The organism is Mesorhizobium kowhaii, from assembly GCF_042431665.1.
In the GTDB taxonomy this organism is placed as follows: Bacteria; Pseudomonadota; Alphaproteobacteria; order Rhizobiales; family Rhizobiaceae; genus Mesorhizobium; species Mesorhizobium kowhaii.
This window is the reverse complement of the sequence record NZ_JBHLYT010000032.1, coordinates 12,766-30,414: the sequence shown is the minus strand read 5'-3', so window position 1 is coordinate 30,414 and position 17,649 is coordinate 12,766. Positions and strand designations below refer to the sequence as shown.

The window sequence follows — 17,649 nt, the reverse complement described above, 5'->3', positions numbered from 1 at the left end:
GTAAAATCAAGGTACGAGTACCATGTCCAGCATCATGACGAACTCCGCCGCGTTGACGGCTCTGCAGAGCCTTAACGCCACTAGCAAATCCCTCCAGGACACCCAGGCCCGCATCTCGACCGGTTACCGGGTCTCGCAGGCATCGGACAACGCCGCCTACTGGTCGATCGCCACCACGATGCGCTCGGACAACTCCGCGATGTCCACCGTTTCGGACGCGCTCGGCCTCGGCGCATCTAAGGTCGACACCGCCTACACCGGCATGAACAGTGCGATCTCCACCATCAACCAGATCAAGGCCAAGCTGCTGGCATCCTATGGCCAGACGGATGCCTCGAAGGAAAAGACCCAGACCGAAATCACCGCTCTTCAGGCGCAGATGAAGTCCTACGCCGACGGCGCCACCTTCTCCGGCACCAACATGCTGTCCGTGAACAGCGGCGCGACAGCCACGACGGCGGCCGATGTGAAGATCCTTTCGGCGTTCAACCGTGACGCCTCCGGCGCGGCTTCGATCTCGACCATCGACGTCAAGGTGGAAAACATCAAGCTGTATGAAGCTGGCACCACCGCGACCCTCGCGAAGGGTATCCTCGACACGCTCCGCGTCGGCTCCACCGGTGTGGCCACCCTCACGGCCTCGGCCCCGACCCTGGGCGCCGCTGCTGTGGCCACCGACACCTATTCGGCCGCCAGCCTGAAGATCTTCGACACCGCGACAGGCAAAGCTGCCAGCGATACGCAGATCCAGCAGATGTTGACCGTCATCGACTCGGCGCTCGCCGACATGACCAACTCCGCCACCACGCTCGGCGCCGCCAAGAGCAGTATCGACCTGCAGAAGACCTTCACCTCCGATCTGATGGACTCCATCGATCGCGGTGTCGGCCAGCTCGTCGATGCCGACATGAACAAGGAATCGACCCGTCTGCAGGCCCTGCAGGTCCAGCAGCAGCTCGGCGTCCAGGCGCTGTCGATCGCCAACGGTTCCTCGCAGTCGATCCTGTCGCTCTTCCGCGGCTAATCACCTACGCCCAACAGTAGTTGGCACTAAAATATCGGGCCGCGCCAAAAGCGCGGCCCGATTTGCGTTTGTTCCAGCCTGGCGCAATGCTCGTTTCTTAACTGTCAAAAGCCAGCTTTTAACAGGCTGTTAACCATGCCGCGCTAGTTATGGTTAACCAATAGCTTACGACAGTTTGGCGAATCGGCCCGACCGGCACGATGCCACCCGTTGAACAGGCCCATCCGGCATGTCTGGACATATCGTCTTATGAGAAGGAGCGACTTTCTTGGCGAGCATTATGACAAACGCCGCGGCGTTAACCGCACTTCAAAGCCTCAGCGCCACCAACAAGTCACTCGAACAGACGCAGGCTCGCATCTCGACGGGCTACCGGGTCTCGCAGGCCTCGGACAACGCCGCCTACTGGTCGATCGCAACCACGATGCGCTCGGACAACTCGGCCCTGTCGACGGTACAGGATGCACTCGGCCTCGGCGCCTCGAAAGTCGATACCGCCTACACCGGCATGAACAATGTGCTGACCACGATCGGCCAGATCAAGACCAAGCTGCTTTCGACCGTCGGCCAGACGGATGCCGCCAAGGCAAAAACCCAGACCGAGATCAAGGCGCTTCAGGCGCAGATGAAGTCCTTTGCCGATGCGGCAACCTTCTCCGGCTCGAATTTCCTTGCGGTGACCTCCAAGCAGGTCGCCGCAGCCAATGATGGCGTCCAGCCCGACTCGCAGATCGTGTCCTCATTCAATCGTTCCTCGTCCGGCGCGATCTCGATCGGGACGATCAACATCGATGTCGAGGGCACCAAGCTTTTCGACTACGGCCTTGCCACCGGCGTCAAGAACTACGGCACCCTCGATCGCCAAACCTCCATCTATTCCACGGCGGCCGCCCAGACCCTGTATGACAACGCCTATGCCACAGCGATCGCGGGTGGAGGAACGGACATCGCCGCAAACACCGCCGGCCAGACGGCGGCGGGAGCTGTCGCCAAGGTCGACAACATCTCCGCCTACAACCTCGACATCACCGCGGTCGGCGTAACCGACGATATCATCACGCAGATGGTCACCAAGATCGACAAGGTCATGGCGCAGTTGACCGATTCCGCCACCATCCTCGGCTCGGCCAAGAGCAGCATCGACCTGCAGAAGACCTTCACCCAGAGCCTGATGGACTCCATCGACCGTGGTGTCGGCCAGCTCGTCGATGCCGACATGAACAAGGAATCGACACGGCTCCAGGCGCTGCAGGTTCAGCAGCAACTCGGCATCCAGGCGCTGTCGATCGCCAACAGCGCCTCGCAGAGCATCCTGTCGCTGTTCAAGAGCTAATCGCAGGCGCCACCGGCGCCCTCCTTTCGCATCCCGCCCTCCTTTTCGCACTCCGATTGACGGGCCGCGCCGCAAGCGCGGCCCGATTTCATTTTCGCACAAGCTTCGAAGACTACTGTTCCGGCGGACAGTCATGCTGGGAGTCGTCGAACCGTGCCGGAACAGATCCAGAGCATCATCTCGAATCTTCGCGGCTTTGGCGTGAAGCGCCTTGCCATGCTGGCTGGCATCGCCGTTCTGGTGATGGGCGTCATCGGCATCGCCTCGGTCTATCTCAACCGTCCCGCCTACGACACGCTCTATGTCGGGCTCGACCGCGCCGACGTGAACCAGATCGGCCTGGTGCTGGGCGAAGCCGGCATCGGCTTCGATGTCGGCGCCGACGGAACCTCGGTGCTGGTGCCGGCCGGCACCACCGCGCAAGCGCGCATGCTGCTTGCCGAAAAGGGCCTGCCGACCAGTGCCAATGCCGGCTACGAATTGTTCGACAATGTCGGCTCGCTCGGCCTCACCTCCTTCATGCAGCAGATCACCCGCGTGCGCGCACTGGAAGGCGAGATCGCCCGCACCATCCAGTCGATTTCAGGCATCAAGGCGGCGCGCGTCCACATCGTCATGTCCGAACGGGCCAATTTCCGCCGCGACGAACAGCAGCCCTCCGCCTCGGTGGTCATCCGCTACACCGGCATCGACGCCGAGAAGAGCGCCATGTCGATCCGCCATCTCGTCGCCGCCGCCGTCCCCGGCCTGTCGGCCGACAAGGTGACGGTGCTCGATTCCAGCGGCAATCTGCTGGCCGCGGGCGATGATCCTTCCAACACCAGCGCCGCCCGCACGCTCGGCGTCGAGCAGACCGTCGAGGCGCAGATCGGCGACAACATCCGCCGTGCGCTGACGGCCTATCTCGGCCCCGACAACTTCCGCGCCAGCGTCAAGGCCGAGGTCAACACCGACACCCGCCAGACGGAAGAAACCATTTTCGATCCGAATTCCCGCGTCGAGCGCTCGGTACAGTCGGTGCGCGCCAACGAAAACAACAACCAGAAGCAGGCCTCGACCCCGGCCAGCGTCGAGCAGAACCTGCCCGAGACCCAGGCAACCGCCACCGACGGTCCGCAATCCTCTTCGCAGAACGACCGCAAGGAAGAGATCACCAACTACGAGATCAATTCGAAGAAGATCGCCACCGTTTCCAACGGCTACACCGTCACCAAGATGTCGATTGCCGTGGTCGTCAACCAGCAACGGCTGATGACCATTCTCGGCAAGGACGCCACGCCGGAGCAGATTGCCAAGCGCGTCGCCGAGATCCAGAAGATGGTGACCTCGGCCACCGGCTTCGACGACAAGCGCGGCGACCTCATCGACGTCTCGGCGGTCGAGTTCATTGACGGGCTGGACGGCGAGGCGATCCCGCAGGCTGGAATGCTCGATTCCATCGGCCAGCATGCCGGCACGCTGATCAACGCCGGCGCCTTCATCGTCGTGGTGTTCCTGGTCGCCTTCTTCGGCCTGAGGCCGATGGCGGCGGCGCTGACGGCAAAGGCGACGCCGGCCCTGTCGGGCCCCAGCTACGATGAAGTCCAGCGCTCGCTGCCGACACCGGAAGCAAGCGCCAACGCCGAAAGCGCTGCCGTCGGCGCCCTGCCCGGTTCACGCCCAGGTCCCACACCGCTCGACGATCTTCGCCAGAAGATCAGGCCGGCGCCGCAGGATCGGCTTGCCCGAATGGTCGACCTCAACGAGGAACGCACCGCGCAGATCCTGCGCAAATGGGCCGCCCAGGAAGTCGCGGTGTAAACCATGCCCTCCGTAGCCCTTTTCGACCTTCTGCCTGATTTCGGAACCCGCACGCAACGTGCCGGCCAGCCCCGGCCCACGGCCGATCCCGAACGCAAACCCGAGACGCCGGCGCCACAAGCCGATATCGGCACGCTGATCGCGGAAGCGGTTGCCCAGGCTGAGGCGGCGCTAGAGGCACGCCTGTCGATTGCCCATGAAGCCGCGCTCGAGGCCGAACGCCAGGCCAATGCCGAGGAAGCAAGGGTATTCCTCGAAAGCCTCGGCGACGATGTCGGCAAGGCGGTCTCGTTGCGCATCGATGCCATGGAGGCGCGCGTGACCGCACTGGTCGCGGCCACCGTCGCCCGCATGATCGGCGGCATCGTCAGCGACGATCTGCAGAAACGCTCGATCGAGGCGCTTGCCGGCGCGATCCGCGAAGCGGTCGGCGATGCCGAAGCGGTGCGCATCGCCGTGCGCGGGCCGCTCTCGCTGTTCGAAACACTGAAGGCATCGCTCGGACCCCGCGCCGCCAATCTCGACTTCATCGAGACACCAGGCTTCGACCTCACGGTTGCCATCGACGAGGCGGTGTTCGAGACACGCATGGCCGAATGGTCGACGACCCTTTCCGAGGTTCTGGCATGAGCGTCGCCGACGCCGGACAGGTTCACCAGGAGATCATCATCGTTCGTCGTGGTCACGACGACCATGACGATGCCCATCATGGCGGCGTCTGGAAGATCGCCTTCGCCGACTTCATGACGGCAATGATGTGCTTCTTCCTGGTCATGTGGCTGATCAATGCCGCCAACGAACAGACCAAGGCGGCCGTCGCCAGCTATTTCAACCCGGTCAAGCTGGTCGACCGCAATTCGAGCCGGAAGGGTCTGGAGGATCTCGGCGACGGTCCGCGCGCGATCGGGACGACGGCCGACAATCCGCAGAAGGCGACCAACAAGGCCGGCCAGGACGGTGATGGCTCGGCGGACCGCAAACAGGACAAGCAGGAACTCCCGCAGGCGGAACACTCCGACGAGCATCTGTTCGCCGACCCCTACGCGGTGCTTTCGGAAATCGCCACCGACACCGGCGTCATGCAGAATGTCAGCCAGAAGGGCGATGGCGGCGCGCAGGCCGCCGGCCCGGCGACGGGCGCCTCCGGTGGCGCTTCCTATCGCGATCCCTTCGAGCCGGATTTCTGGTCGCAGCAAGTGGCGGCGCCCGGCGCCGAAGCCAGTGCCCAGCGTGCCAAGATCGAGGGTGATCCGGTCAAGCCCGGTGACAAGGTCGCCGAGATGCAAGTGCTCAAGGTCAAGGCCGTGCCGCCCGTCGCGGCCGCACCGCTCGAGCCTCTGGCAAAGGACGCGACCGGCAAGCAAGCCACGAACCCCGCCACGGCAATAGCCAAGGCTAATGACGCCAAGCCAGGCGAGACCAAGCCGGGCGAGACCAAAGCCGCCGACGCAGCCAAGGCCGAGGCCAAGGCGCAAGAGGCCGCCAAGCCCGACACCGGGGAGAAGGCGCCGACCGCCGCCGCCGTCAAGGCCGCGGCCGACGTCAAGCGGCAGTTGGCCGATGCCTTCAAGCCAGGTGACAAGCTGCATGACGGCATCTCGGTGGAAGCCACCGACAAGGGCGTCGTCATCTCGATCACCGACCAGCTCGACTTCGGCATGTTCGAGGTCGGCTCGGCGCTGCCGCGCCGCGAACTGGTGCTGGCGATGGAGAAGATCGGCCACATCGTCAACAGCCAGAAGGGCACCATCAGCATCAACGGCCACACCGACGCACGGCCGTTCCGCAGCGACAGCTACGACAATTGGCGGCTGTCGACGGCGCGCGCGCATTCGGCCTACTACATGCTCGTGCGCGGCGGCGTCGACGAACGCCGCATCACTGAGGTTGCCGGCTTCGCCGACCGCCAGCCGAAGGACCCGGCCGATCCGTTGGCGGCTGCGAACCGCCGCATCGAGATCCTGATGGCGACCGGCGGATGAGGCGAGCGGCCGTCACCAGCCGGTTGATTGGCCTGTTGCTGCTGGCCGGCGGATATCCGTCGGCCGGCTTCGCCCAGGACGCGCTGCAGCCGTATCAGCTGGTGCGCTCGCTGCAGCTCATCCAGGACCGCATCGCCGCCGGCGATCATGCCGCCCTGCCGATGCAGGCCAAGCTGCTCGAGATGGTGGATGCGCGCCTGCGCGCGGCGGACGCCAAGGATTTCAACGATCCCAAGAACTTTCGCGCCCTGCTTGTCTACGGCATGAGCGGCGGCAACCCGGTGACTGTCGAGGCCGCCACGTCGCGCGCCACGACGGACCCGCAAAGCCTTGCCGTGGCCAACGGTGTGATCGACTATCTCAGCGGCCGGCCCGGCGAGGCGATCGAAGCGTTGAAGCCGATCGATCCGATGACGCTGCCCCCCGATCTCGGCGCCTTCCTTGCCCTGGTCAAAGGCTCGCTGCTTGCCGGCGACCAGCCGGCGGCGGCGCTCGGGTTGCTCGACGAGGCAAGATTGCTCAGCCCCGGCACGCTGGTCGAGGAAGCAGCACTGCGCCGCTCGGTCGGCATTGCTGTCGCGCAGGGTGACGCGGCACGCTTCGCGCTTGCGTCAACCCAGTATGTCGAGCGCTACCTCTATTCGCCCTATGCCAGCCAGTTCGCCGACTCCTTCGTCTCCGGCGTCATCGCGCTGCATATGTCGATCAGCCAGGACAAGCTGGCCGACATCACCTCGATGATGGATTCCGAGCGCGAGAAGGTGATCTATCTGCGCATCGCCCGCCGTGCCGCGATCGACGGCCTGAACGACCTGTCGGCCTTCGCTTCGGCGCGGGCTGAGCAGGGCCGCGACGGCAACACCAACCAGGACGATCCGCGCGCCCTGCTTTACGCCAGTCTTTCCACCGTCACCTCGGGCACCATCGAGGACGTGCGCGCCAAGCTCGGCAAGATCGACCGCAGCAGGCTGTCGGAAGGCGACCGCGCCTTGCTCGACGCCGCTCAGGCCATTGCCGGCGAAGTCGTCGCGCCGCCCGCCCCCCTCCCCGAGGAAAAGCCGGCTCCTGTTGCGGTCAAGCAGCCTCCAGCGCCCGAAACCGTCGCGGCGCAAGGCGCCGACGCCAGCGGGCTGCCACCCGTCGAAGGCGCCATCGCGGAGCACCCTGCCGTCACTTCTGCCTCCGGCGGACCAGCTACCAGTGCTCCGGAAACGCCGGCGGTTGCGGCTGCGCCAGCCGATGCGGCGACTGTCGTGCAGGCTTCGGCACCATTGCCCGCAGCCAGTCCCGAGCCCGCCGATCCGACCGACGCCGCCATGACCAAAACACGTCGACAGCTCGACCTGATCGACCAGATGCTTGGAGCCGCCCCCAAATGACCACCAGCCTAGGCTCGGCCTTGCCAGGATTTGCCACCGCGCGCGCCACGCCGGAGCAACCGGCTGCGAATGGCAAGAAGGACAACGCAGGTTTTAGCAAGATGCTGCACGGCGAGGCCAGTCCGGCCCGCCCGGAACGGCAGCCGACGACCGAAACGGGATCGCGCGAGCAACGCTGGGGCAAGCTCGCCGCCGGCCTTGCCGGGCATGGCGGCAAGGCCGAGCCGGCATCAGCCGATCCCGGAAAGATCGTCACGGCCAAGGTGCCGACCGCGAAAATCGGCAAGGACGACCTGAAAGCAAAGTCGCACAAGGACGATGCCGACGCCGAAGAGACGGCGCCGGACGCGGATGCCGTGCCGCTTCAGGACCATCTGCCGCTGCTGATCGCGTTTCATGACCTGCGCCATTTCTCGACATCGGCCAAGGCAGCCGGGCGCGATGCGGCTACCGGCGAGAGCCCGCCGGACCCGGCGCTCGACGGGCAGGCTCCGCTGCCAAAGACCTACCGGTCGAAGTCCACGGCCGGAAACGAGGTCCTCGAAACCAAGTCGAAGCCGGAGCAGGTGTCGATCGTCGATGGGCCTTTGACCGAGCTGGACGGCCAGCCGCCGAGCGCTGCCGGCGCTGCCCCCAGCGCACCGAAACGCGACACTATCGTGACGGCCCAGAAGCTGCCGGACACCACAACCGCCGATGTCCCCGGCGTGCAATCGAAACATGCCGCGCCGGAGATGAAAAGCATCGAGGATGTCCAGTCCTCGTTACGGCCCGAAGCGGGAAAACAGTCCTTGTCCGCCGCCCGCATCGACGTCGTGTCGCAACAGAGCTTCCCGGCGCCACCGCAAAGTCCCATCAGCCAGGCAGCCCTCAATGTGGTCAATGCCATAGCCGCCGATGGCGGCCCGCAAAAGGCCCTTTCGGCCTCATCCGCGGCCACCCAGTTGGCCAGCCCTGTTGCCGTTCCGACACATGTGTTGAAGATCGAACTTCACCCCGCCGAGCTCGGCATGGTGACGGCCAACCTTCGCCTCTCCGGAGAACAACTTTCGATTGAACTGAAGCCCGAAACACACGACGCTTATCGTCGGTTGTCCGCCGACAGCGAGGCCATCGTCAAATCGCTGCGCGGGCTCGGTTTCGAGGTTGACAAGGTCACGATCCTACAACCTTCGGTAGCGGTTCCTGCCGCAACCCGTACCGATGCAAGCGCCCCCTTGCCGGTGGCGGCAGGCCGCGATCCGTCATCCTTCCAACCTGGAAACCCGGGCGGCGGCAATGGTGGAGCGGGTGGTCAGCAACCGGGTCGGCAATCCGCAGGAAACCGCAATGATGACGCGCAGGACTACGGCCGCGGCACTTCAGCTTCTCGCGAGCGCGCTGGCGACGATATGTTTATCTAGCATCGCGAGCGCTGCCGCTGCCGCCACCAACCCTTGCGAGCCGGAGATCCTGCGTGCCGCCGACCGCTATGGCGTGCCCGCCGGCATCCTCTATGCCGTGGGCCTGACGGAAACCGGAAACAAGGGCAGCCTTCAGCCTAACGCCTTGAATATAGAAGGAAAAGCGGTCTTCCCGAGAAGCCGGACCGAGGCCCTCGCAGCCTTCGCCAATGCCAGGCGCGAGGGCAAGACGCTGATCGATCTGGGCTGCATGCAGATCAACCATCACTACCACGCGTCGCATTTTCGCAGCGTCGAGGACATGCTCGATCCGCGTCAGAACGTCGACTATGCGGCGCGCTTCCTGGCCAGTCTCCATGCCCGTCACGAGACCTGGTCGATGGCTGTCGCCCGCTATCATGCCGGCCCCGACAACGATCCGGCACAGAAGATCTATGTCTGCCGTGTCATTGCCAACATGGTCGCCACCGGCTTTGGGAAATGGACCGCGAACGCCCGCGGCTTCTGCAACCCGTAAGCGCATCTTCTGCATCTAATACACGGTTCGCGCAGTCATGGCTTATCGTTTTGACTTGGCCAAAACTTGCCGCCGAAAGCATATCTGGTTGCACGCTAATGCAACCGCTGCGATTCCAGACTCCCAAGAAACTAGCTACAAGAAATGACGGTTGTTCAGGATTCTCGCCAGCGGATACCCCTTTTCTCACGGGGCAAATGATTTGATTCGGAGGCGGGCCGATGATTGTAATCGTTGACGAGCGCGAGCTCGTAACAGAGGGATACAATTCACTTTTCGATCGTGAGGGTGTCGCCTGTGCAGGCTTCGCGCCGGGCGAGTTCGGCGAGTGGGTAAGCTCGGCGGCCGACACCGACCTGAGATCGGTCCGAGCCTTCCTCATCGGCGACTGCCGTGAAGGCTCGATCTCTCCCCGTCAAATCCGCGACCGCACCGGCGCGCCTGTCATCGCCTTGAGCGAACAGCATTCGTTGGAAAACACGCTGCGGTTGTTCGAGAGCGGCGTCGACGACGTCATTCGCAAGCCCGTCCACATCCGCGAGATCCTCGCCCGCATCACCGCCATCCGCCGCCGCGCCCAGGAAGATGTCGCCTACACCGAGATCGGCGCCATGCGCATCTTCATGGATGGCCGCGACCCCGAGATCGACGGCCAGCCTTTGCCCTTGCCGCGCCGCGAGCGCCGCATCCTCGAATATCTGGCAAGCAATCGCGGGCGCCGCGTCACCAAGACCCAGGTTTTCAACGCCATCTACGGCATCTTCGACGAAGAGGTCGAGGAGAACGTGGTCGAAAGCCACATCAGCAAATTGCGCAAGAAGCTGCGCGAGAAGCTGGGCACCGACCCGATCGATTCCAAGCGCTTCCTTGGCTACCGGCTCGTCTTCTGATGCAGCCCCGCGCCAGCCTCGCGCAAGACAGGACGCGTAGCCTCGTAGCCAGTGGCATGCACATTGGGGAGACGTTTCGATGAGCCTCTACGGAATGATGCGGACCGGCGTTTCCGGCATGAATGCACAGGCAAACCGGCTGTCCGCCACGGCCGACAACATCGCCAATTCCGACACCACCGGCTACAAGCGGTCCTCTGCCGAATTTTCGACGCTGGTCATGCCAAGCACGGGCGGCGCCTACAATTCCGGCGGCATCACCACGACGATCCGGCAGGCGGTCAGCGATCCGGGCGTGCTTCAATACACGACCTCGGTCTCCGACCTCGCCGTCAACGGCGATGGTTTCTTCGTCGTTCAGGATCCGAGCGGAACACCTTTCCTGACCCGAGCCGGCGCCTTCGTTCCGGATGCGGAGGGCAGGCTGGTCAACGCGGCCGGCTTCCAGCTGATGGCCTACAGCTACGCCAACGGCGTGCCGGCGGCGACGGTCAACGGCTTCGAGGGACTGACCCCCGTCGTCATCTCCGACCAGGGGATGACGGCAACGCCGAGCACCGAGGGTACCTACAGCGGCAACCTGCCGGCAGGCGCGACGCCGGTCGCCGCCGGCAACCTGCCCACCACCAACGCGGCGGGAGCGCAGTATACGTCGAAATCCTCGATGGTCGCCTACGACAATCTCGGCAACAAGAAGCTGCTTGACGTCTATTTCACCAACACGGGCGCCGGCACGTGGCAGGTGGCGGTCTTCGATCAGTCGAAGGCCACCGCCGGGACGTCGTTCCCTTACACCGGCGGCGCATTGGGCTCGGCCAACCTGACCTTCGACGCCACCACTGGCAAGCTCACCGGCGCCGTCAACAGCGTCAGCCTGACGGTGCCCAATGGCGCGGCCTTTTCGCTGGACCTGTCGACACTGACCCAGCTCGGCGCCGGCTTCACCGTTTCCGACGCCCAGGTCAACGGCAACGCACCGAGCACCATCGACAAGATCCAGATCAGCAAGGACGGCACCATCTCGGCGCAGTACAAGGACGGCTCGACCAAGGCGCTCTACAAGATTCCGCTGGCCGATGTGCAGAGCCCGGACCAGCTCACCGCGCTGCCCGGCAACGTCTACGCACAGGGCACCGAATCCGGCGCGGTCCGTATTGGCTTTGCCAATGAAGGCAAGGCCGGCTCCATCATCTCCGGCGCCCTCGAGAATTCCAACGTCGATATCGCCGAAGAACTGACCAACATGATCGCGGCACAGCGCAGCTACACCGCCAATTCGAAAGTCTTCCAGACCGGTTCCGATCTAATGGACGTCCTTGTCAACCTGAAGAGATAAAACGGGCACCGCCCGTGAAAGACCCGCATGTCGCTGTCCACTGCATTGAGCATCGCCCAGTCGGCGCTTATGAACACCGCGAAGCAGACCAGCGTTGTCTCGCGCAACGTCGCCGACGCCGACAATCCGAATTATTCGCGCCGCCAGGCCGTCGTCACCAGCACGGCGCCGGGCGCGCGTTCGGTTGATATCCAGCGCGCCACCAACGACCTGCTGTTCCGCCAGAACCTCGGCGCGCTGTCGGCCTGGAGCGGCCAGAACGCGCTGTACAGCGGCATGGATCAGCTGGGCGTTTCGGTCAATGGCGTCGACAACGCGTCCTCGCCCTCGACGGCGATCGGCAATCTGCAGCAGGCGCTGCAGCTCTACGCCACCTCGCCGTCCAACCAGAACCTCGGCGCCAGCGTCATCGACGCCGCCAAGCAGGTTGTGCGCTCGCTGAATGAGGGCTCCAAGGCCGTCCAGGATTTCCGCACCCAGACCGACAGCCAGATCGCCACGGCGGTCGACGACATCAACTCGCTGCTCAGCCAGTTCCAGGATGCCAACACCGCGGTCATGTCCGGAACCCGTTCCGGCACCGATGTTTCCGATGCGCTCGACCAGCGCGACGCGCTTTTGAAGAAGATTTCGGACTATGTGCCGGTCTCGACCTTCACGCGCGGCGACAATGACATGGTCATCACCACCGGCGATGGCACGACGCTGTTCGAAACCATTCCGCGCACGGTCAGCTTCGCGCCGTCGTCCGGCTACACCGCAGGGGCCGCCGGCAATGCGGTCTATATCGACAATGTGCCGATCTCAGCGGGGACCGGCGGCAACACCAGCGCCAGCGGCAAGCTTGCCGGCCTGCTGCAATTGCGCGACAGCGTCGCCTCGACCATGCAAAGCCAGCTCGACGAGACCGCGCGTGGCCTGATCACGGCCTTTGCCGAGACCGCACCTTCGCTGCCCAATGCCGCCGGCCTGTTCACCTGGTCCGGCGCACCGGCGGTGCCGGCCGCGGGCACGCTGGTCAACGGCCTTGCCGCTTCCATCAGCGTCAATGCGGCGATGGACCCGAGCGCCGGCGGCAATCCGACGCTGCTGCGCGATGGCGGCGCCAACGGTGCCGCCTATGTCGCCAACACCGGCGGCGGCGCATCCTATTCCAGCCTTCTGGTTGCCTATGGCGATCGGCTCGACCAGCCGATGACCTTCGACCCCGCCGCCGGGGTTTCGGCAACGTCCAGCGTTTCCGACTACGCGGCCAATTCGATCGGCTGGTTCGAGGGCGTGCGCCAGCAGGCATCGACCGCCTCCGACGCCAAGGAAGCGCTGGCGTCGCGCAGCGCCGAGGCGCTGTCCAACGCGACCGGCGTCAATGTCGACCAGGAAATGTCGCTGCTGCTCGACCTCGAACACACCTATCAGGCATCGGCCCGGATGATGAAAACCGTCGACGATATGATGACGGCCTTGCTCAACGCTGTGGGATAATCCATGACTTCAGTCTCGTCAGCCGCCATATCGAACGCCATGCGCTACCAGCAGATGCGCATGCAGGCCGAGCTTGTCAAAGCCACGAAAGAGTCATCGACTGGCAGGGTTGCCGATGTCGGCCTGGCTCTCGGAGGGCGCACCGCCCAGTCCGTCACCTTCTCGCGTGATCTCGACCGGCTCAATGTCATCATCGATTCGAACGGCCTGGTCGGCGCCCGGCTGTCCTCGACGCAGACCTCGCTCGGCCAGCTCGCCAGCGCCGCGCAGGCGCTTCTGTCCAGCCTGGCCACCGCGACATCAAGCGATTCCTCCGACAGTCTCGCCCAATCCTCCGGCAAGACGACCATCCAGCAGCTGACCTCGATCCTCAACACCAGCGTGAACGGCGAATATCTGTTCGCCGGGACCAACACCGACGTCAAGCCGATCAATGACTTCACCGCAGCCGGCTCTCCCGCCAAGGCGGCGTTTGACGCCGCCTTCGTCGCCAATTTCGGCTTCACCCAGGACGACCCGGCCGCGGCCAACATCACCGCCGCCCAGATGGACGATTTCATCACCAACGACGTCCTACCGCAGTTCACGGGCTCGGGCTGGCAAGGCAACTGGTCGAACGCCACCGACCAGCAGATCGTCAGCCGCATCGCCCTCAACGAAACCACCCCGACATCGACCAGCGCCAACAGCGAGGGCATCCAAAAGCTCGCCATGGCGGCGGCCATGGTCTCCAGCCTGATGTCCAGCAACATCAGCCGGGCCGCGAAGAATACGGTCATCAGCCGCTCCACCTTGCTGGTCGGCGAAGCGCTGAGCGGCATTGGCCAGCTTCAGTCCGAAACCGGTATCGTCCAGAAGCGGGTTTCCGATGCGAACGACCGGATGAAAACGCAGGTCGACCTTTTCGAACGGCACATTCTCGATCTGGAAGGCGTCGATCCGGCCGAAGCCGCGACCCGGGTCGCCGACCTGACACAGCACATCGAAACGTCGTTCGCATTGACCGCGCGCCTGCAGCAGCTCAGCCTGTTGAATTACCTGACCTGATAACGCTTAACGGAACGGTAGAGCCCCACCGATGTACCAATTCTCCTACGCCGACATCCAGAGCACCTCCGTTGCCGACGCCAAGGACCGCGAGCGGGAGCTTTTGACCCGCTCGATCGACATGCTGTCGGCGTCGGCGGCCGCCGGCCACGGCTCGATGGAGGCGGTCGAGGCGCTGCATTTCACCAACCGCGTCTGGACCGCCTTCGTCGAGGATCTCGGCTCCAGCGACAACGCGCTGCCCAAGGAACTGCGCGCCAACCTGATTTCCATCGGCCTGTGGCTGCTGCGCGAGGCCGAGGACATTCGCCAGGGCCGCACCAACAATTTCGAAGGGCTGATCGAGGTGTCCCAGATCATCCGGGACGGCATTCAATGACCAACACGCTGAAGATATCGCTGAAGCCGAACGAGAAGATCTACATCAACGGCGCCGTCATCCGCGTCGACCGCAAGGTCACCGTCGAATTGATGAACGACGTGCAGTTCCTGCTCGAGAGCCATGTGATCCAGGTCGACGATGCCTCGACGCCGCTCAGGCAGCTGTATTTCATCCTGCAGGTTATGCTGATGAACCCGGCCGGCGCGGCCGAGGCGCGCGACATGTTCCGGCGTTCGCTGCCGCTGCTGCTGGCAAGCTTCGAGGACACCCAGATCTGCGCTGCGCTGAAACAGATCGACCGCATGGTCGGCGAGGATCATATCTACGAGGCGCTGAAGGCGATACGCGCGCTCTATCCGCTCGAACGCCGCGCGCTTGGCGACGATGACTATGTTCCGGGTGCCGCGCGCCCGCTGGCTGTGGGAGCACGATACTGATGAACGTGGACATGACGACGACGATACCGACTGGCGCCAACCAGGCCAGCCAGCAGACCTCGAAGACAGCGGTCGACTACCAGTCGTTCCTGAAGCTTCTGATCGCCGAGATGAAGAACCAGGATCCGACCAAGCCGATGGATTCGACGCAGTATGTCGCCCAACTCGCCACCTTCTCGCAGGTCGAGCAGTCGGTGCAGACCAACACCAAGCTCGACCAGATCATGTCGTCGTCGGCGCTGTCGCAGGCCGACGCGCTGATCGGGCGCTCGATAACCTCCGCCGACGGCAACACGACGGGCACGGTGGCGTCGGTGCGCCTCGCCAGCAGCGGCCTCATCGCCGTGCTGCAGAACGGCACCGAGGTCGCGGTCGGCCCGGGAGTCTCGATCAAGGCCGCGAGCTGACGCTTCCGGCAGGGCCAGTCCCATGAACGAGGCCGACGCTCTCGACATCGTCCAGTACGCGGTGTGGACGGTGCTCACCGCGTCTGCCCCGGTGGTGCTGGTCGCCATGGCGGTCGGCATCGGCATCGCCCTCATCCAGGCGCTGACGCAGGTTCAGGAGATCACCTTGACCTTCGTGCCGAAGATCGTCGCCATCATGCTGGTGGTGGCGCTGACCGGCCCCTTCATCGGCAGCCAGATCTCGGCCTTCACCAACGTCATCTTCGAGCGCATCCAGAACGGGTTCTGAGCAATTCATCGAAAAGCCGCGCCGCGGCTCTGTCGGCGGCCAGACCACGAGCCGCCTCACCGATGCGCTGCATGCGCAGGTCGGTGACGCGCGCTGACCCATAGGCGTCCTCGGGCCGATGGGGAACAGAGACGTGGACCTCAGCTATCCCATTGTTGGACCATGACCTTTTTCGAAAGCCGTTCGCCCTTTGCACCATCATGCCCTACTTTCGGCAAATGATCTGAGCAAACGGATCGTCTGACGAATCGGCACGACATGGCAGGGATCCACCGATGATTGACGAAAAGCCGGAAAGCGAGGGCGTCTCGGCGCTGGCGCCTTTCCGGCACGGCATTTTCCGCGCCGTATGGGCCGCAAGTCTCGTCTCGAATTTCGGTGGCCTGATCCAGGGCGTCGGCGCCGCCTGGATGATGACCACGATCGCCACCTCGCCCTATCAGGTGGCCCTGGTCCAGGCTTCGACCACCTTGCCGATCATGCTGTTTGCGCTCGTCGCCGGCGCCATCGCCGACAGTTTCGACCGCCGCAAGGTGATGCTGGTCGCCCAGACCTTCATGCTGGTCGTCTCGGTGCTTTTGACCCTGTTCACCTATTCCGGCCTGATCACGCCGTGGACGCTGCTGGCCTTCACCTTCCTGATCGACAGCGGTACCGCGCTCAACAGTCCGTCATGGCAGGCCTCCGTCGGCGACATCGTGCCCCGCAACAAGGTGCCGGCCGCCGTCGCGCTCAACTCGATGGGCTTCAACCTGACCCGCAGCGTCGGCCCGGCGATCGGCGGCATCATCGTCGCCGCGGCCGGTGCGGCGGCGGCCTTTGCGGCGAACGCGGTGAGCTATATCGGCCTCATCGTCGTGCTGGCGCGCTGGAACCCGGACCTGCCGGTCTCGACCTTGCCGCGCGAATCGCTGGGTGCCGCCATGGGCGCCGGTCTGCGCTATGTCGCCATGTCGCCCAACATCGGCAAGGTGCTGGTCAGGGGCGCCGCTTTCGGCTTCAGCGCCGGCGCGGTGCTGGCGCTGCTGCCGCTGGTGGCGCGCGACGTCGTCAAGGGCGATGCCCTGACCTACGGCATCATGCTCGGCGCCTTCGGCATCGGCGCGGTCGGCGGCGCGCTGATCAGCGTGCGGCTGCGGCAGCTGCTGTCCAGCGAGACGATGGTGCGCTCAGCCTTCGCCGGCTTTGCCGCCTGCGCCTTCAATGCCGCCGTCAGCCATCATGCCTGGCAGACGTCGCTCGGCCTGCTTGTCGGCGGTGCCTGCTGGGTGATCGCCCTTTCGCATTTCAACGTCACGGTGCAGATGGCGACGCCGCGCTGGGTGGTCGGCCGGGTGCTGTCGGTCTATCAGACCGCGACCTTCGGCGGCATCGCGCTCGGCAGCTGGATCTGGGGCGTCGTCGCCGATGCGCATGGCGCCGAGACCGCGCTGATCGCGGCCAGCATCGCCATGCTGGCCGGCGGCGCCATCGGCCTGCTGCTGCCGCTTCCGCAACAGCAGATACTCAACCTCGATCCGCTCAACCGCTTCAAGGAACCGCACCTTGCGCTCGACCTGAAACCGCGCAGCGGCCCCATCGCCATCATGATCGAATACATCATCCGCGACGAGGACGTGCCGGAGTTCCTCGCCACCATGGCCGAACGCGGCCGCATCCGCCGCCGCGACGGCGCCCGCAACTGGACGCTGGCACGCGACCTCGAAAATCCGGCGATCTGGATCGAGCACTATCACACGCCGACCTGGCTCGAATATGTGCGCCACAATGGCCGCATCACCCATGCCGACGCCGTCGTCGGCGAGCGCCTGCGGGCGCTGCACAGCGGCGGCGAGCCGCCGCGCGTGCGCCGCATGATCGAGCGCCCGACGAACGCCGGCACGGCCCTCGTGATGGCCAAGGGACCGATCGAACACTAGCAGGAGGTGTTGCGCCTCTTCT

The 17,649-nt window shown here is 64.5% G+C and carries 17 protein-coding genes; all 17 read left to right on the top strand.

The features are described from left to right. Nucleotides 1-22: 22 nt before the first annotated feature. The 17 genes from ACFFNA_RS19100 (at nt 23) to ACFFNA_RS19020 (ending at nt 17,627) form a co-directional block, all read left to right on the top strand. Nucleotides 23-1,024, top strand: a complete 1,002-nt coding sequence (locus ACFFNA_RS19100) for a flagellin N-terminal helical domain-containing protein (RefSeq protein ID WP_111547807.1) — start codon at nt 23-25, stop codon at nt 1,022-1,024. 268 nt (nt 1,025-1,292) lie between these two features. Beyond that, entirely contained in the window at nt 1,293-2,357 is a 1,065-nt protein-coding gene (locus ACFFNA_RS19095; RefSeq protein ID WP_378920698.1) for a flagellin N-terminal helical domain-containing protein, read from the top strand. Nucleotides 2,358-2,510: 153 nt separating this feature from the next. Further along, nucleotides 2,511-4,157 (top strand): flagellar basal-body MS-ring/collar protein FliF, encoded by a 1,647-nt coding sequence (gene fliF / locus ACFFNA_RS19090; protein WP_378920696.1) that lies wholly within the window; start codon nt 2,511-2,513, stop codon nt 4,155-4,157. 3 nt (nt 4,158-4,160) lie between these two features. Continuing rightward, on the top strand, nt 4,161-4,787 hold the full coding sequence (locus ACFFNA_RS19085) for a hypothetical protein (protein WP_378920694.1): 627 nt from the start codon (nt 4,161-4,163) through the stop codon (nt 4,785-4,787). Then, complete coding sequence (locus tag ACFFNA_RS19080; RefSeq protein ID WP_378920692.1) at nt 4,784-6,139, top strand: MotB family protein; 1,356 nt, start codon at nt 4,784-4,786, stop codon at nt 6,137-6,139. The genes ACFFNA_RS19085 and ACFFNA_RS19080 overlap by 4 nt, the downstream gene beginning before the upstream one ends. After that, on the top strand, nt 6,136-7,518 hold the full coding sequence (locus tag ACFFNA_RS19075) for a MotC family chemotaxis protein (RefSeq protein ID WP_378920690.1): 1,383 nt from the start codon (nt 6,136-6,138) through the stop codon (nt 7,516-7,518). The genes ACFFNA_RS19080 and ACFFNA_RS19075 overlap by 4 nt, the downstream gene beginning before the upstream one ends. Continuing rightward, nucleotides 7,515-8,921: a flagellar hook-length control protein FliK gene (gene fliK, locus ACFFNA_RS19070; protein WP_378920688.1), complete on the top strand. Its 1,407-nt coding sequence runs from the start codon at nt 7,515-7,517 to the stop codon at nt 8,919-8,921. Before ACFFNA_RS19075 ends, fliK begins: the two co-directional genes overlap by 4 nt. Further along, a complete protein-coding gene (locus ACFFNA_RS19065) occupies nt 8,848-9,438 on the top strand; it encodes a transglycosylase SLT domain-containing protein (protein WP_378920686.1) in 591 nt (196 codons plus the stop codon). Before fliK ends, ACFFNA_RS19065 begins: the two co-directional genes overlap by 74 nt. A gap of 221 nt (nt 9,439-9,659) precedes the next feature. Next, the gene (locus tag ACFFNA_RS19060) at nt 9,660-10,328 is read left to right on the top strand and encodes a response regulator transcription factor (protein ID WP_111547800.1); all 669 of its coding nucleotides are present in this window, start codon (nt 9,660-9,662) and stop codon (nt 10,326-10,328) included. 79 nt (nt 10,329-10,407) lie between these two features. Beyond that, the gene (locus ACFFNA_RS19055; protein WP_378920684.1) at nt 10,408-11,664 is read left to right on the top strand and encodes a flagellar hook protein FlgE; all 1,257 of its coding nucleotides are present in this window, start codon (nt 10,408-10,410) and stop codon (nt 11,662-11,664) included. Between the two features lie 27 nt (nt 11,665-11,691). After that, on the top strand, nt 11,692-13,146 hold the full coding sequence (gene flgK / locus ACFFNA_RS19050) for a flagellar hook-associated protein FlgK (RefSeq protein ID WP_378920682.1): 1,455 nt from the start codon (nt 11,692-11,694) through the stop codon (nt 13,144-13,146). A 3-nt stretch (nt 13,147-13,149) separates the two neighbouring features. After that, nucleotides 13,150-14,193, top strand: coding sequence for a flagellar hook-associated family protein (locus ACFFNA_RS19045; RefSeq protein WP_111547797.1), 1,044 nt, complete (start codon nt 13,150-13,152; stop codon nt 14,191-14,193). A 31-nt stretch (nt 14,194-14,224) separates the two neighbouring features. Then, nucleotides 14,225-14,572, top strand: coding sequence for a flagellar biosynthesis regulator FlaF (gene flaF, locus ACFFNA_RS19040; protein WP_378920680.1), 348 nt, complete (start codon nt 14,225-14,227; stop codon nt 14,570-14,572). Next, nucleotides 14,569-15,012 (top strand): flagellar biosynthesis repressor FlbT, encoded by a 444-nt coding sequence (flbT, locus tag ACFFNA_RS19035; RefSeq protein ID WP_378920678.1) that lies wholly within the window; start codon nt 14,569-14,571, stop codon nt 15,010-15,012. The genes flaF and flbT overlap by 4 nt, the downstream gene beginning before the upstream one ends. After that, nucleotides 15,012-15,419, top strand: coding sequence for a flagellar hook assembly protein FlgD (flgD, locus tag ACFFNA_RS19030; RefSeq protein ID WP_111547795.1), 408 nt, complete (start codon nt 15,012-15,014; stop codon nt 15,417-15,419). Before flbT ends, flgD begins: the two co-directional genes overlap by 1 nt. A 22-nt stretch (nt 15,420-15,441) precedes the next feature. Continuing rightward, on the top strand, nt 15,442-15,708 hold the full coding sequence (gene fliQ, locus ACFFNA_RS19025) for a flagellar biosynthesis protein FliQ (RefSeq protein ID WP_095084529.1): 267 nt from the start codon (nt 15,442-15,444) through the stop codon (nt 15,706-15,708). A 275-nt stretch (nt 15,709-15,983) separates the two neighbouring features. Further along, complete coding sequence (locus ACFFNA_RS19020; RefSeq protein WP_378920676.1) at nt 15,984-17,627, top strand: MFS transporter; 1,644 nt, start codon at nt 15,984-15,986, stop codon at nt 17,625-17,627. Nucleotides 17,628-17,649 lie beyond the last annotated feature (22 nt).